The following is a 14,502-nucleotide window of genomic DNA, read 5'->3' as shown; positions in this document are numbered from 1 at the left end:
AATTCCTCTCAGGGTTCCACCTGCCAATGTGAAGTGACTGTCTGCGGCCTATTTTATTGGGCTGCAGACATTTTTTCTTTGTACTTACATTTATTTTATAAGTGCTTTTCTTAATATAAAACAAGATCTTTATTAGGCGATAAGCCAGGCTTTTCTTTAAGAAGAAATTCTTCCATAGAAAAAATTAATGGGAGCCATTAAAGACATCTAGTTAACGTATCGCCTTTCTGCCTGTACGATTTAAGTAGATAGAGAAATCAGAAAATTTCATTAAAAGGAGAGAGTTAATTTTTAGAGAAGAGGTGGTTTTTTGTCGTTAGCTAACAAACAGGTGAATGCGGAACGTCCAGGGGAAAAGCAGGAGCAGTCATACTCTAAAAAGGGGTTGTGGATGTTTTTACTGCCATCTCTTGTTGGGGTTTTGCTGTTTTTAGTACCATACCCACAGGAAGAAGCTGTTACGATCGGGGTGGGTGCCCTGGCTAACTGGCTCGAAGGCTTTTTTGGAAACAGTCTTCCGGCGATTATGACGTACGCGATCTGTTTCTCCGCAGGGATAAGTATTCTTTTTAAGCTGTATCAGCCGGCCTGGTTCAAAAATAACCTGCAGCTACAGAGCATTTTCAAAGTAAGTATTTTTTCCATACTGCTCAGGACTGCCGGAGCTGTATTTGCGGTATTGACAATACTTGAGGCTGGTCCGGCTGTAATTCATTCGGAAGCGACCGGAGGAACGATTCTATTTAGCTTAATTACAGTGCTCGGCACATTTTTTCTCGCGGCCGGATTTTTCCTCCCGTTTCTCACAGAGTTTGGCCTGATGGAATTTGTCGGCAATCAATTTCGGAAAATTATGAAACCATTGTTTCGACTGCCCGGACGAGCCTCGATCGATACACTGGCATCCTGGGTGGGAAACGGTCCACTTGGGGTTTTAATTACGACGAAACAATATGAAGAAGGATATTATACGAAAAGAGAAGCTACTACAATTGCTACAACGTTTTCTGTTGCTTCCATTCCCTTTACAGTCATTATTATCAGCTTTGTTGAACTGCAGCATATATTTTTACAATTTTACTTCTGTGTCGTGCTGAGTGGGATTGCTGCGGCTGTCATCTGTCCGAGAATTCCGCCATTATCGCGGAAAGCGGACACCTATGACGAAGAAGCAGGTAAACAGATTATAGAAGAAAGGCCAGTTGGAATGAACTCTTTACAGTTTGGTCTTCAACAGGGAATAAAGAAAGCACAAAACGTGAAAGGACCAAAGGATATTTTCAGCAAAGGCGCTTTCATCGTGGCTGATATTTGGTTTGGTTTGATACCAGTTGTTATGGCTGTTGGTACCATTTTTTTAATCACTGCTGAGTATACGGAGATATTTACTTTCCTCTCCTACCCGCTCATTCCACTATTGACGGTACTCGGAGTGCCGGAAGCAAGTGCTGCGGCTCCAGCATTATTAGTCGGGTTCGCTGACATGTTCCTTCCCGTGATTTTTGCAGGCGGCATTGAAAGTGAACTGACCCGGTTTCTTATTGCGGTTATCTCTGTGAACCAGTTAATTTACATGTCAGAGATCGGTGTCCTGCTGCTACGTTCTAAAATTCCGGTCGGTATCGGCGAGCTGTTCGTGATCTTTCTCGAACGAACCATCATTACCCTGCTCGTGACAGTGCTTGCCGCGAATATGTTTTTCTATTAAATAGGAGGATGTATGAATGATTATTGCCACCCATGAAGATTTACTTGAATACAAGGCTGAGCTTGAGACAAGAACAGGTGAACATATAATCTGTAAAAAAATTAAGGATTTAACGAAGGAAGAAAAACACCGGGCAGAAGTAATTATCAGCTATGGAAATTATGATGATGAGCTGTACGAAAAGGAGTTAGCCGAGCTGCCGGCTTTAAAATACGTCCATATTATGAGCGCTGGCATTGAAACAGTACCGCTTGCTTACCTAAAAGGACGAGAGGTGGTGCTGACAAATTCCCATGGAGTTCATGCCAAGCCGATCAGTGAATATGTCATCGGCATGTTGCTTTATCATTTCAAAAAGATAGCGGTCTTGACGAAGGCTCAGTCAGAACAATCGTGGCTGAGTGAGGTAACCGCTTCCGAGCTCGAGGGTAAAACGATAGGTATACTCGGAACCGGCAGCATTGGAAAAGAAATCGCCAAAAAAGCCAGCATTTTTCAAATGACTACACTCGGTATGAACAGTAACGGCCAGGCAATTGAAGGTTTCGATCAAACCTATGCTTTAAAAGACAGAGGAGAGCTGTTCAGGCAGTCGGATATCGTCTGCTCTGTCCTGCCCTCCACCCCGAAGACAATAGGTATCTTTAACGATACTGCATTTCAGCAGATGAAGCGCGGTACGGTATTTATGAATGTTGGCCGTGGAGATGCGGTAGTAGAAAGTGCGCTTGCAGAGGCGTTAGACCAATCGATAATAGAGCTTGCCATACTTGACGTATTTGATAGCGAGCCGCTGCCGCGTGAGAATCCGTTATGGAAGCATAAAAAAGTGATCGTGACGCCGCATTTCTCTTCTAAAACCGATCAATATATTAATCGAACGCTGGCATTATTTTATAAGAATTATATGGCCTTCCGTAATGATCAGCATCAAAATTTAACAAATGTAATCTAAAAGGAGAGTACTAATGGATTTAAAATACACGCAGGATAATACATTCGCAACACCACGATTCAGTGGTGTCAGCACCTTTATGAGACTTCATCATGTAAATACACTCAATGATATAGATTTTATGATTACCGGAATTCCATTTGATACGGCCGCTACATTCCGGACGGGTACACGCTTTGGACCACAGGCTGTAAGGAATTTTTCTTCATTAGTACGGTCGTATTCATATTTTCATAAAATCGGCCTGTTTGAGTACCTTTCCGGTGTCGATTTCGGTGATGTTCCGGTCGTGCCCGGATCAATTCATGATACGTATGCCAATATTGAAAAGACACTAACGCCGGTATTTGAAAAAGGAATCATACCAATATCGGTCGGAGGAGATCATTCTATTACCCTCGGGGAACTGAGAGCTGCTGCCAAAAAATATGGTCCGCTTGCTTTAGTACAGTTTGATGCCCACTGTGATACGACAGATGAATATTTCGGCCAGAAATATACGCATGGAACCCCTTTTCGGCGGGCGGTAGAAGAAGGGCTGATTGATACTTCCCGTTCGATTCAGGTTGGAATCCGCGGCTCTGTGAATGATCCGGTGGACGTAGATGGAGCAAAAAACCTCGGCTATGAGGTTATCACCGGTGATGAGCTGCTGGAAATCGGCTGGGACGCGGCCATCGCAAGAATTAAAAGCCGTGTTGGAAACTATCCTGCCTTCTTGACATTTGATGTGGATTTCGTTGATCCTTCCTGTGCTCCTGGTACTGGGACCCCAGAGGTTGGCGGTCTTCTATCAAGGGAAGCTATATATATACTGAGGCGTTTAACCGGCATCCGGTTTATCGGTTTTGATGTGGTAGAAATTTTACCTTCCTATGACCACAGTGATATTACGTCTGCCCTTGGAGCAAACGTTGTTTTTGAGATGGCGGCGCTGATCGCCGTCATGAAAAAAGAAAAAATGGAATCCGTTGTGAAAGCAGGTGAGCACAGACATGGATAAAATTGCAGTTTCTCTGGAGGAAAGAGCAGATCAGGTTCTGCCTCCCATTGCAAAGCGGGCAACACGATTAGGTATTGTCAAAGCCAAAGGACATTACCTCATTTCAGAAGACGGAAAAGAATATCTCGATTTTGCCAGCGGTGTCGCTGTCACTAATGTCGGCCACAATCACCCGGAGGTGGTCGAGGCGGCGAAAAAACAAATGGAAGAGATGATACACGGCGGTCACAATGTCGTCTATTATCCTTCCTATATTGAGCTTGCTGAAAAGTTAAATGAACTGAACGGCGGCTCTCAGATGGTGTATTTCAGCAACAGCGGCGCAGAGGCAAATGAGGGGGCCATGAAGCTTGCCAAGAAAGTGACGAAGCGCCCGGCGATTATTTCCTTTAAGCGGAGCTTTCACGGCAGAACGATGGCGACTACCTCGATCACCGGATCGAGCGCCGCCCACCGCAAGGATTATGAGGGACTGCTTCCGAGTGTCTATTTTGCCGATTATCCGTATGCGTTTAAAAACAACCGCACTGAACAGGAAGAGGTCGACCACTGTCTTGAAACGATCCACGAGTTATTTTCTTATCAAATCGATCCGGAAAATGTCGCTGCGATGGTGATGGAGCCGGTACAGGGTGAAGGCGGCTATCTGCCGGCTCCGGTGCCATTTATGAAAGAAATCCGCCGTATTTGTGATGAACATGGTATTTTACTTATTTTTGATGAAATTCAAACCGGCTTTGGCAGGACCGGGAAAATGTTTGCTTATGAGCATTATGGAATCAGGCCGGACATTTTAACGCTGGCCAAGGGAATTGCCTCCGGTTTTCCATTAAGCGCGATTATCGCCCGCCGCGATTTGATGGAGCAGTGGCCGGCCGGTACGCATGGCGGCACATACGGTGGTAATCCAGTCGCATGCGCCGCTTCTCTTTCCACGATTCGTATTTTAGAACGAGAAGGCATAGCCAACGCAGCGGAACAGGGCTCTTATTTCCTTCAAGAATTGAAAAAGCTTGCCGGGCAGACAGGTCAGATCGGCGAAGTGCGGGGTCTTGGGCTGATGATTGGGATTGAACTGACAAATGAGAACGGGAATCCAGATTCTCAGCTCCTTCAATACATTCGGGATAAAGCTTTGGAAGAGGGTATTATTCTTCTGGGCTGCGGCGTAAATAAAAACGTGCTGCGTTTTATTGCTCCGACTACTGTGAAACGAAAAGAAATAGATCGTGTGATACACTTTTTGAAGGAAACATTACTTTCTAAGTAAGGAGTCGGTGGGAATGTTGTATATCAATGGATCGTGGACAGACGCAGAGAAAAAACAAACGATGGAGGTAATAAATCCAGCGACAAATGAACTTATCCAGGAGACGGCAAAAGCAGATGAAACAGATGCAGCAAAAGCGGTGGCGGCCGCATCCACTGCTTTTCCAGGGTGGAAAAAAACGACCGCAAAAGAGAGAAGTTCCTTTCTACTCCGGACAGCGGCTATTCTGCGTGAACAGACAGAAGAACTAGCTGAAATTTTAACGGCGGAAATGGGAAAGCCCCTTAAGGAAGCCAAAGGAGAAATCGGTTTAGGCATCGACTATTTAGAGTGGTACGCTGAAGAGGCAAAGCGAGCTTACGGAGAAATCATACCAGCCTCCTCTTCCTCGAAGCGGCTGATGGTTCTCAAAGAACCAGTCGGAGTCGTAGCAGCAGTGACTCCGTGGAATTTTCCGGTTGCCATGATCACGAGAAAGGTAGCTCCGGCACTTGCTGCAGGATGCCCGATCATCGTCAAGCCGGCTTCTGCAACGCCATTGTCGGCCATGAAAATTGTAGAAGCTTTTGATAAAGCAGGACTGCCTAAAGGTGTGCTTAACCTTTTGATTGGCTCCGCCTCTCCAATTGTTGGCGAGTTAATGCGCAGCCCGGAGGTACGTAAGATTACATTTACCGGCTCCACGGAAGTGGGCAAAAAGTTAATTGAACAATCAGCAGCCACTGTGAAAAAAATGTCAATGGAATTAGGCGGCCATGCGCCATTTATTGTGTTTGAAGATGCAGATATCGATGCTGCCGTTGAGGGCGTCGTGAACAGTAAGTTTCGCAATGCCGGTCAAACCTGCATATGTACTAATCGTATATATGTCCAGAAATCTATCGAAAAGACATTTTTAGAAAAATTCACCGCCCGCGTCAAAGAGCTTCAAATCGGAAACGGGCTGGAAGATGGAACAGATATCGGTCCCCTTATTGATGAAGGAGCTGTGAAAAAGGTTCAGGAGCATGTCGCGGATGCCGTGCAAAAAGGTGGAACAGTAATGTATGGAGGAGAGCAGGCTTCAGGCTGTACGAGTGATAAATTTTACACCCCGACCGTCATTGCTGACGCCAAAGACAGCATGCTGATTTCCACGGAGGAAACATTCGGTCCTGTCGCCCCGGTATTTACATTCACCACGGAAAAAGAAGCAGTGGAGCGGGCAAACCATAGTGACTACGGATTGGCTGCCTATTGCTTCACAAAGGATATCGGCCGTGCCAACCGGGTAATGGATGGTCTGGAATACGGCATTATCGGCATCAATGATCCTATCCCAACGACCGCACAAGCTCCATTCGGAGGCGTTAAAGAAAGCGGAATCGGAAGAGAAGGCGGCCGTCAGGGGATGGAGGAATATTTAGAAGATAAATTTGTTTCCATCGGAAATATCGAATAATTTAGGAACCTGCCGGAAAATCAATCTTCGGCAGGTTCATTATCTTTTACCAGCTTCCCATAATAATCCAGGTCTTCATACTGTCCCCATTTCAGAATATGATTACGCAGCGTCCCTTCGTAAAAAAGGCCGGCTTTCTGAAGCACCTTTGCAGAGGCTGTATTTTTTCTCATGATCGGTGCAAATATCCGCTGAAGCCTTAATTCATGGAAGCCAAAGTCCATTATGCGCCGGACCGCTTCAGTAGTAAATCCCTTCCCCCAATAATCAGTTCCTATCCAATATCCCAGCTCTCCATTATGGTGCGTTTGATCTACACGGATGGTAACGGTGCCCATCAATTCATTAGCAGCTTTTTTCACTATCGCATAAGGATAAGCCTCCCCGTTCTCTACTACAGCTGGATGCTGTTTAATCCAGCGTTCCGCATCCTCTAAATGGTAGGGATGAGGAATCGCAAGCGTAGTGGCCGCAATCCTTTCATCATTGGCAATCTTCGTAACGCGAGGTGCATCCTCGAGTCTGTATGGACGCAGAAGCAATCGCTCGGTCTGTAAAATCTTAACCATAACGGCCACCCCCTTTCAAAAGTAAACCAAATTATAACATAACCTTACGCAAACACTAGATGCTTTTTCAGAATGCATGAGAAGGATATAGCCGGGACAAAAACGAATTCTATTCTTAGGTTGGGAAAAAATCGTGGGGTTAATAATTCAGGAGGTAATCAGGATGAAAATCTTCAACAATAAAATTACGCCAAATCTCTGGTTCGATGAAGAGGCAGAGGAAGCAGCAGCTTTTTACATTTCTATCTTCAGTAATTCAATGGTCGTTGATATTTCACGCTACAGCGAAGCCGGACCAGGAAAAAAGGGAAGTGTCATGACGGTAACATTTGAACTTGAAGGGCAGTCCTTTGTTGCTATTAATGGTGGGCCGCATTTCTCTTTCACCCCTGCCATCTCCTTTTTGGTAGACTGCGAATCTCAAGAAGAGGTGGATGAGCTGTGGGAAAAGCTATCAGACGGCGGGGAGATCGAACAATGCGGCTGGCTCAGAGATAAGTTCGGCGTCTCGTGGCAGATCGTTCCCAATGTTTTATATACCCTTTTGAAGGATCCGGACCCTGTAAAAGCAGAACGGGTCATGCAGGCGATGCTGCAAATGAAAAAGATTAACATAGTAGATTTGAAAAAGGCTTATTCACAATAAAAATTAAAAACAAGACTATTTCTGGTGAAGAGTCGAATGCAGCTGCACCCGCTTAAATTGTATTTTTTGATATGTATTAAGTAGCGTGTCGAGTTCTTGGCTGCACGCAACTACTCTAGCATCCGTCAACCCGTATTGCTTGGCTTTTCTATACATTTCTCTTTTTTTCACTTGAATCTGACTCAAAAGTTTAAATTTGTTATAAATCATTTCCATTATTTCATTTCCTCCAATAAATGAGTAGTTGCGTAAAAGCACATCACCCATCATATCGGATGAAGATTAAATACCTTGTAGAAAATTGTCTCTAAATAAAATTGTCATCATTTTGTAAAATAAAGAAAAAATATTTTTTCTTTATTTAATAGAATTGTAGTTTAAGTATTATAAAAAATATGATTAATAAGATAACGAATTAGGAGAGCTTTATGAAATATTTGATAAACTCGTAAAAGTTTCATTCGGCGGCAGGAGGAAGCTTATGAATAGTAGGGAAAACAAAGCACTGAGCTGGTCATTAAAAGCTCTTGGGCCACAGGCAGAACTACTCTCAGTAAATCCACTCAAAGGAGGTATGTCCTCTCTTGTTCAGAAGCTGACGGTAAAGGAAGGAGAGAGGAAAAAAGATTATGTGCTCCGCCTGGTAAACAATAAAGATTGGCTGAAAATAGAGCCGGATCTTGCCCTTCATGAGGCAAGAGCATTACAGAAAGCGGAGGGTATAAAAGTTCCTGCTCCTTTGTTGGTAGACTTTGATGAAGATGGCAGCGGAGCCGGCATGCCTGCTTTGCTTATGACTAGGATAGAAGGAAAGGTAGAATTACGTCCTCTCGATATGAATCAATGGATTAAGGAGCTGGCAGGTTCTTTAATTTCAATTCACCATACAGATGCCGGTGATTTCAGATGGGATTATTTTACATATACTGATCTTCATACTCTTCAGCCGCCTGCCTGGTCTAATTTTACTGATGAATGGAAGCGTATTTTTCGAATAGTGAACGTTACGCGACCGGAAACGAAGCTTTGTTTTATTCATCGGGATTATCACCCGGCGAATGTACTGTGGAAAAACAATAAAGTGAGCGGAGTGGTGGACTGGGTGAATGCCTGCCGCGGACCTGCCGGGATAGATATTGGGCATTGCCGCTGGAACCTGGCAATGATGTATGGAGTCGAAACAGCGGACGCTTTTTTAGAAGCATATCAATCGGAAGCAGGGGAAGCTACTGATATTTATCATCCATACTGGGATATTTTATCGTTAATAAATGTTTATTCTGTCACCCCTCCTGCCGTTTATCCTGGATGGCCGGCCTTTGGTCTGGCGCACCTTACGGACCAACTGATGATAGAACGAATGGACCGCTATATGTTAAGTCTATTGGAACGATGGGAAGATACATAGAAAAGGAGGTTTTAGGTGTTGGTATATTTAATGATTGCCATTGCGATTGCCATTGCTGGTTTTCTATTTAGAAATAAGCTGAAGCAATATACGAAGCCGGATGCAGATACTTCAGACGACCTGGACGATGACAGATAGGAGAAAATGAGTGAACGAAATTCAGTGATGTAGGATATATCTTGCGGGCGAGCCCTTTACCAACAATAATATTAAAATGAGGTGAGTGAAATGATTTTAGGAATAAATCCATATTTTATCTTTGATGGCCGTGGACGAGAAGCAATTAATTTTTATAAAGAAGCACTTGATGCTGAGGTGTTGGGTGTACAAACGTACAGGGACCTGCCCGAAAATCCGGAAACTCCGATACCGGATGCTGTCAAAGATCATATTATTCACGCTTACTTAAAAATCGGAGAAACCGACCTGATGATATCGGATACATTTCCAGGACCGCATCAGCAGCCGTTGAAAGAAGGAAATCAAGTAACTGTCGCGGTGACAATGAACAGTGTGGAAAAATCAAAGGAAGTATTTGAGAAACTGAAAGAAGGCGGACACGTGACGATGGAACTCGACGAAACATTTTTCAGCCCGGCGTATGGGCAGGTCACAGATCAATTTAATGTCAGCTGGCACGTTTCTACTTACCAAGGAGAAAAAAATAATTGACACTCTGCAAGGAGGTGATGAAATGACCGATAACTTTATGACATTGATGCTTAAAGAGGAGCTGGTTAATGAAGCTGAATCAACTCGAAAGGTTCTTGAACGTCTCCCCGAAGAACGGTTGAGCTGGACTCCCCATGAGAAATCCATGACTCTCGGGCAGCTTGCATTGCATGTTGCAATCTTACCAGGGGAATTAAGCGAATTTTTTCGTGAATTATCCCGGGAAGTACCTGAGGTTCCACTTGAGGAAGCAGAATCCACTAAGGAAATTCTAAAGAGATTTGAAGAAAGTGTGACCAAAGCCGAGGAGATCCTGACTTCCTGGTCGGAAAAAGATTTAGCAGCGGAATGGCGAATGACTCATGAAGGGAAAACAATTATGTCAGGGCCAAGATATTCAATGGTCCGCACGATTATGTTAAACCACTGGTATCATCACCGCGCCCAGCTTACTGTGTACCTTCGTCTACTTGACGTTCCAGTACCCGGTATATACGGGCCGAGCGCTGACGAACAATAAATAATAGAAAGGTTGATTCGATTGACAGCAAAAGTAGACCAAATTTTTGTCAACTTACCCGTGAAGGATTTGAATGAGTCCATTGAATTTTTTACAAAGATAGGGTTTGAATTTGATCAGCAGTTTACCGATGAAAATGCAACATGCATGATTATAGGGGAAAATATTTATGCGATGCTGTTAAAAGAAGAATTCTTTCAAACGTTTACTGACAAAGAAATTGCCGACACATCACGGATGACAGAGGCAATTACTGCACTTTCGGTGAGCAGCAAGGAAGAGGTGGATGAATTGGTTAATAAAGCTCTTGCTGCTGGGGCTCAATCATCTAAAGCTCCGACAGATGCAGGCTTTATGTATGGAGGAAGCTTTCAGGACATCGATGGTCACCTTTGGGAAATATTCTACATGGATGCGCATGCAGCACCTCAGGAATAATGAAAAGTATGGAGACGGGAGGGAATAATTCCTGTCTCTATTTTTGCTTTAATAATAACAAAGAGGAGGAAGCAGAAAAATGTAGAAATTAATAGTGGAGGGGTGAGACGAAATGGATATTCAAAAATCAGCCGTCCGAAGGCTGCTGCTTGAAAAACAGCAGTTATTGCAGCGGGATACAAATGATGTTTTAATCATTATTAAGGAACTGGAATGTGTGCAGCTGGATCCCGTTGCTGCTGCGGCAAGAAACCATGACCTCGTCCTCTTCGCAAGAAATTCTCACTATTCTATTGGACAGATTGAACCATTGCTGGCAGAAGGTGACGTATTTGAGTACATGGCTAATGCCGCCTGTGTTATACCAGTGGAAGATTACCCAATTTTTGAGCCGGTCCGCAGGCGTTACCGCGAAAGACGTCAACCAGACGCCGCCTTAGAAAAGGTAATGGATATGATATTGACCCGTCTTGCAGAAGAAGGTCCGCTGCCATCACGTGCCTTTAAGTCCTCAAACCGAGTGAAAGGTTACTGGGATACGACAACTGCTACCACAAAAGATACGACATTGGCGCTTAATATTCTTTTCGATCTTGGGAAAATCACAATAGCTAAAAGAAACGGGAGCGAAAAATTTTTTACAATCCCAGAGCACAAAATACCTGCCCCGTACTTAATTAATGCAGAAGAAATCAGCCTTGAGGATGCGAAAGAAGCAATGTTGAATAAATATATGCGTGCCTACCGAGTGTTTGATTTTGAAGATCCCCGCTTTGGCTGGTTTAAGACGTCAGCCAAAGAAAGAAGAACCATCCGTGACAGGCTTCTTCAAGAGGATTTTATTGTGCCGTTACATATACCGGAAGTCAAAAAAGAGTATTTTATTTTGAGAGAAGATGTGTTGAGACTTGTTGAATTAAATGAAGAACAACGAAAGGAAACGACGAATACGACGGTTACTTTTCTCCCTCCGCTTGATAATCTGCTGTGGAGGAGACCGCGCCTAAAGGATATTTTTAATTTTGAGTATACGTGGGAAATTTATATGCCGGCTTCTAAGCGAATCTACGGCTATTACGCGATGCCGATATTATTTGGAGATTCTCTCATCGGCAGAATGAACCCTAAGCTGCTGAAACAGGAAAAAACATTAGTCGTAAAACTTCTGCAGATTGAGGAACACGTTACAATTGACCAAACACTTATTAATGAAACAGCTGCCTCTTTGCTCTCCTTTGCTAAATTTCATCATGCAGACCGCATTGTGATTGAGCAGACAGAACCTGATTTCCTGCTGCAGGAAATAGTATTTTAAGGAGGAGAGACGATATGCAATTATTTTTTCAATATAATTGGGAAGTGAGAGAAGAATGGTTTGCCTGGTGTGAAACTATTTCAGAAGAGGAGCTTCATCGCCGGCGCACCGGTGGAATGGGTACTATTCTGCATACTCTATTTCATATCGTCGATATAGAGCATGCCTGGATAAAAGGACTTCAGGGAGAACCCGAATTTCATTTTAATAAGGAGGACTTTCCTTCACTGAATGACGTGAAAAAATTATCAGAAGATTGCAAGGTTGAAATTCTCGATTATATAAATCGATGGACTGCTGCTGAGGAAGATAAAACATTGGCAGAGTTTACTCACGCTGAAGTGATTCGTCACGTTATAGCTCATGAGATCCATCATATCGGCCAGTTATCGGTTTGGTCGAGAGAGGTGGGAATGCCTCCCGTTTCAGCGAATCTCATTGGAAGAAATTTACGACAGTAAAAGGGTGTTTCCTTGTGAAATATAATATAACAATTAACCTTACAATCGAAAATAATGAAGTGCCTGATTTAAGAGAATCGGTAGGGTGGGGAAGGCGCGGGCAGGATTACCCTGAGTTATTTGAAAGGTGTAATTTTTGGGCCGGAGCCCGTGATGACCAAAACAGGCTGATTGCGTTTGGTTATGTGTGTGGAATGGGCCTTGAGCATGGTTATATGGAAGACATTATCGTAGATCCTGAATATCAGGGTCAAGGATTAGGGATGCAGATAGTTCAAGCGCTTCTTGAAGAATCTGAACGGTATGGTTTAGAAATAGTCACGGTGACCTTTGATTCACGGCATACCAGATTTTATCAATCATGCGGATTCACGGCTGGCTCTGGCGGAGTATGGGAGCGATCTACCTGACTAATTATTTCGTGTATTTATTTGCATAGCTAGAAGCCACAAATGAATCAGGCTTTACCCGCGCTTTCATCCCGTGCATGGTTAGGCGCTCCATCATTTCCTCTACATACACTTTCGTCTTGTTTCTAGTTCCATTTCCGACATCGAGATGCCCTTCAAAAGTAAAAGAGCTGCCTTCCTTAATATGCGGCAGAATCAACTGCACCAACCTCTGTTTTTTGGCTGCAGTAAAAAGCTGGGCGACTTCCTCTGTCAGGTGTGTTTCCATCGACATCTTTTCATGCAGATTCACAATTACCCGTCTGACTTCTTTTTTTCGTACACACGCCCACACTCCCCTTCCCTCACGTCGGATAACAACTCCGGTAATAAACCGGGTCGACCGACTATGAGTCTGGGAATCGGTGCCGATCATCAAACGGTAACGGCCTCTGGGCTCTGCTGCAATAAAGGATTCTATATGCTTGTAAACTTCCGAAAAAGTCATATCATCTTTGGATAGATTATAAAAACGCAGCTGCTTACTCATACTTTTCCCCCTTTATATGGATATAGAAAAAAGAGGAAAAACAGACCATTTATTTATTTGGAAAGGAAGAATAGTAATTTGCGTTTTCGCCGATGAATTTTGAAATTTCGCTGATGATTTTCGATTCTCCGCCGATGATTTTCAAAAATTCGCTGATCAATTTTAAAGTTTCGCCGATACATTGGTTAAAAGCGCTGATCGGGAGCCCGATCAGTTATAAGTCCTGCTCATAATCGCCCTTCTTACAGCACGTCTATTTTTTCCATAAAAGACTGAAGAGCCTTTGTAAATAACACATCACGTCTGTGTATGAATACGGTGGAGACTCGTTGATATGGAGCAGGAACAGTAAAGCATTGCAGTGTTTCCTTCATATGCATCTGAACAACATAGTGCCTGGATAAAAGAGATATTCCGAGCCCTGCTTTTAAGCATCCCAACAGCCCTTCCAGGGTAGAAAATTCCATCTTTCGTTTCGGAAAAATACCTTCCGCACTCAGCCAGGTTTCCAATTGTTTCCGATAAATACAGCCTTGTTTTAAAATAAGCAGAGTACGGTCATTCATATCCTGGAGCGATTGAATCTTCGTATGCTCCGTATCAGAAAGAAGGACAAGCTCTTCTTCTACGAATAAATGCCCTTGAAGCTCAGGATGGCCTACTGGACCGGCGACAAATGCCCCGTCCAGCTTGAATTCTAATATATCATTCAGCAATTCTTCAGTTGTTCCAGTTTTCAGGGAGAAATCAACAGCGGGAAAATCGCTCATGTATTTATTGATAATGACCGGTAGTCTTACAGCCGCAGTTGATTCAATAGAACCAACAGCCAAAGGGCCGCTCTCCGTGTGATCACTGACGGCTTTTTTAGCTTCATCTGTGAGGGCAGATATTTTCTCGGCATATGTAAGTAGTGTTTTTCCCGATGAAGTCAATGAAACGCCTCGCGAGTGCCTGTAAAATAATTCAGTATGAAGCTCATTTTCTAATCGCTTAATCCTCGCCGTTACATTTGACTGTACATAATTCAACCGTTTAGCCGCTTTAGAAATACTTCTTTCCTCGGCAATTACGCTGAATACCTCTAGATCTCCAAGCTCCATCCTTTTATCAACCCTTCCCCATCATTTTAATTGATGCCTTGCATTTAAAGTATT

At 43.6% G+C, this 14,502-nt stretch carries 18 protein-coding genes; 14 read left to right on the top strand and 4 right to left on the bottom strand.

Annotation, left to right across the window (positions count from 1 at the left end; all coding sequences use genetic code 11):
• The first annotated feature begins 310 nt into the window (after positions 1 to 310).
• Genes ACE4RR_RS05025 through ACE4RR_RS05005 form a run of 5 tightly spaced genes read left to right on the top strand, consistent with a single transcriptional unit; the run spans position 311 to position 6,377 of the window.
• Complete coding sequence (locus ACE4RR_RS05025; RefSeq protein ID WP_375534307.1) at positions 311 to 1,708, top strand: YjiH family protein; 1,398 nt, start codon at positions 311 to 313, stop codon at positions 1,706 to 1,708.
• A gap of 16 nt (positions 1,709 to 1,724) precedes the next feature.
• Positions 1,725 to 2,663, top strand: a complete 939-nt coding sequence (locus ACE4RR_RS05020; RefSeq protein WP_375534306.1) for an NAD(P)-dependent oxidoreductase — start codon at positions 1,725 to 1,727, stop codon at positions 2,661 to 2,663.
• A gap of 13 nt (positions 2,664 to 2,676) precedes the next feature.
• Complete coding sequence (speB, locus tag ACE4RR_RS05015; RefSeq protein ID WP_375534305.1) at positions 2,677 to 3,666, top strand: agmatinase; 990 nt, start codon at positions 2,677 to 2,679, stop codon at positions 3,664 to 3,666.
• Positions 3,659 to 4,936 (top strand): aspartate aminotransferase family protein, encoded by a 1,278-nt coding sequence (locus tag ACE4RR_RS05010; protein ID WP_375534304.1) that lies wholly within the window; start codon positions 3,659 to 3,661, stop codon positions 4,934 to 4,936. Before speB ends, ACE4RR_RS05010 begins: the two co-directional genes overlap by 8 nt.
• Positions 4,937 to 4,952: 16 nt before the next feature.
• Positions 4,953 to 6,377, top strand: coding sequence for an NAD-dependent succinate-semialdehyde dehydrogenase (locus ACE4RR_RS05005; protein ID WP_375534429.1), 1,425 nt, complete (start codon positions 4,953 to 4,955; stop codon positions 6,375 to 6,377).
• A 20-nt stretch (positions 6,378 to 6,397) separates the two neighbouring features.
• On the opposite strand, the gene ACE4RR_RS05000 is transcribed toward ACE4RR_RS05005, so the two are convergent.
• The gene (locus ACE4RR_RS05000) at positions 6,398 to 6,946 is read right to left on the bottom strand and encodes a GNAT family N-acetyltransferase (RefSeq protein WP_375534303.1); all 549 of its coding nucleotides are present in this window, start codon (positions 6,944 to 6,946) and stop codon (positions 6,398 to 6,400) included.
• A 163-nt stretch (positions 6,947 to 7,109) separates the two neighbouring features.
• On the opposite strand from ACE4RR_RS05000, the gene ACE4RR_RS04995 reads away from it, so the two are divergent.
• On the top strand, positions 7,110 to 7,592 hold the full coding sequence (locus ACE4RR_RS04995; protein WP_375534302.1) for a VOC family protein: 483 nt from the start codon (positions 7,110 to 7,112) through the stop codon (positions 7,590 to 7,592).
• Between the two features lie 15 nt (positions 7,593 to 7,607).
• Here the strand turns inward: ACE4RR_RS04995 and ACE4RR_RS04990 are convergent, their stop codons facing one another.
• Positions 7,608 to 7,808: a Spo0E family sporulation regulatory protein-aspartic acid phosphatase gene (locus tag ACE4RR_RS04990; RefSeq protein ID WP_375534301.1), complete on the bottom strand. Its 201-nt coding sequence runs from the start codon at positions 7,806 to 7,808 to the stop codon at positions 7,608 to 7,610.
• A gap of 265 nt (positions 7,809 to 8,073) precedes the next feature.
• Between ACE4RR_RS04990 and ACE4RR_RS04985 the strand changes: the two genes are divergently transcribed.
• The 8 genes from ACE4RR_RS04985 (at position 8,074) to ACE4RR_RS04950 (ending at position 12,816) form a co-directional block, all read left to right on the top strand.
• Positions 8,074 to 9,000, top strand: a complete 927-nt coding sequence (locus tag ACE4RR_RS04985; RefSeq protein WP_375534300.1) for a phosphotransferase family protein — start codon at positions 8,074 to 8,076, stop codon at positions 8,998 to 9,000.
• A 15-nt stretch (positions 9,001 to 9,015) separates the two neighbouring features.
• Complete coding sequence (locus ACE4RR_RS04980; protein ID WP_375534299.1) at positions 9,016 to 9,138, top strand: hypothetical protein; 123 nt, start codon at positions 9,016 to 9,018, stop codon at positions 9,136 to 9,138.
• 90 nt (positions 9,139 to 9,228) lie between these two features.
• Positions 9,229 to 9,672 (top strand): VOC family protein, encoded by a 444-nt coding sequence (locus ACE4RR_RS04975; protein WP_375534298.1) that lies wholly within the window; start codon positions 9,229 to 9,231, stop codon positions 9,670 to 9,672.
• 22 nt (positions 9,673 to 9,694) lie between these two features.
• Complete coding sequence (locus tag ACE4RR_RS04970) at positions 9,695 to 10,192, top strand: DinB family protein (RefSeq protein ID WP_375534297.1); 498 nt, start codon at positions 9,695 to 9,697, stop codon at positions 10,190 to 10,192.
• A 15-nt stretch (positions 10,193 to 10,207) separates the two neighbouring features.
• Positions 10,208 to 10,630, top strand: coding sequence for a VOC family protein (locus ACE4RR_RS04965; RefSeq protein ID WP_375534428.1), 423 nt, complete (start codon positions 10,208 to 10,210; stop codon positions 10,628 to 10,630).
• Between the two features lie 112 nt (positions 10,631 to 10,742).
• A complete protein-coding gene (locus tag ACE4RR_RS04960) occupies positions 10,743 to 11,945 on the top strand; it encodes a DNA glycosylase AlkZ-like family protein (RefSeq protein WP_375534296.1) in 1,203 nt (400 codons plus the stop codon).
• Positions 11,946 to 11,959: 14 nt separating this feature from the next.
• Entirely contained in the window at positions 11,960 to 12,406 is a 447-nt protein-coding gene (locus ACE4RR_RS04955; protein ID WP_375534295.1) for a DinB family protein, read from the top strand.
• 14 nt (positions 12,407 to 12,420) lie between these two features.
• A complete protein-coding gene (locus tag ACE4RR_RS04950) occupies positions 12,421 to 12,816 on the top strand; it encodes a GNAT family N-acetyltransferase (RefSeq protein WP_375534294.1) in 396 nt (131 codons plus the stop codon).
• Positions 12,817 to 12,820: 4 nt separating this feature from the next.
• Here the strand turns inward: ACE4RR_RS04950 and ACE4RR_RS04945 are convergent, their stop codons facing one another.
• Positions 12,821 to 13,345, bottom strand: coding sequence for a ribonuclease H-like YkuK family protein (locus ACE4RR_RS04945; protein WP_375534293.1), 525 nt, complete (start codon positions 13,343 to 13,345; stop codon positions 12,821 to 12,823).
• Between the two features lie 242 nt (positions 13,346 to 13,587).
• Entirely contained in the window at positions 13,588 to 14,448 is an 861-nt protein-coding gene (locus tag ACE4RR_RS04940) for a LysR family transcriptional regulator (protein ID WP_375534292.1), read from the bottom strand.
• Positions 14,449 to 14,502 lie beyond the last annotated feature (54 nt).

Origin of the sequence: Alteribacillus sp. HJP-4, assembly GCF_042139015.1 — a bacterium.
In the GTDB taxonomy this organism is placed as follows: Bacteria; Bacillota; Bacilli; order Bacillales; family Marinococcaceae; genus JBHIKY01.
The sequence above is the reverse complement of the archived record's forward strand: the minus strand, read 5'-3'. Positions and strand labels throughout refer to the sequence as shown.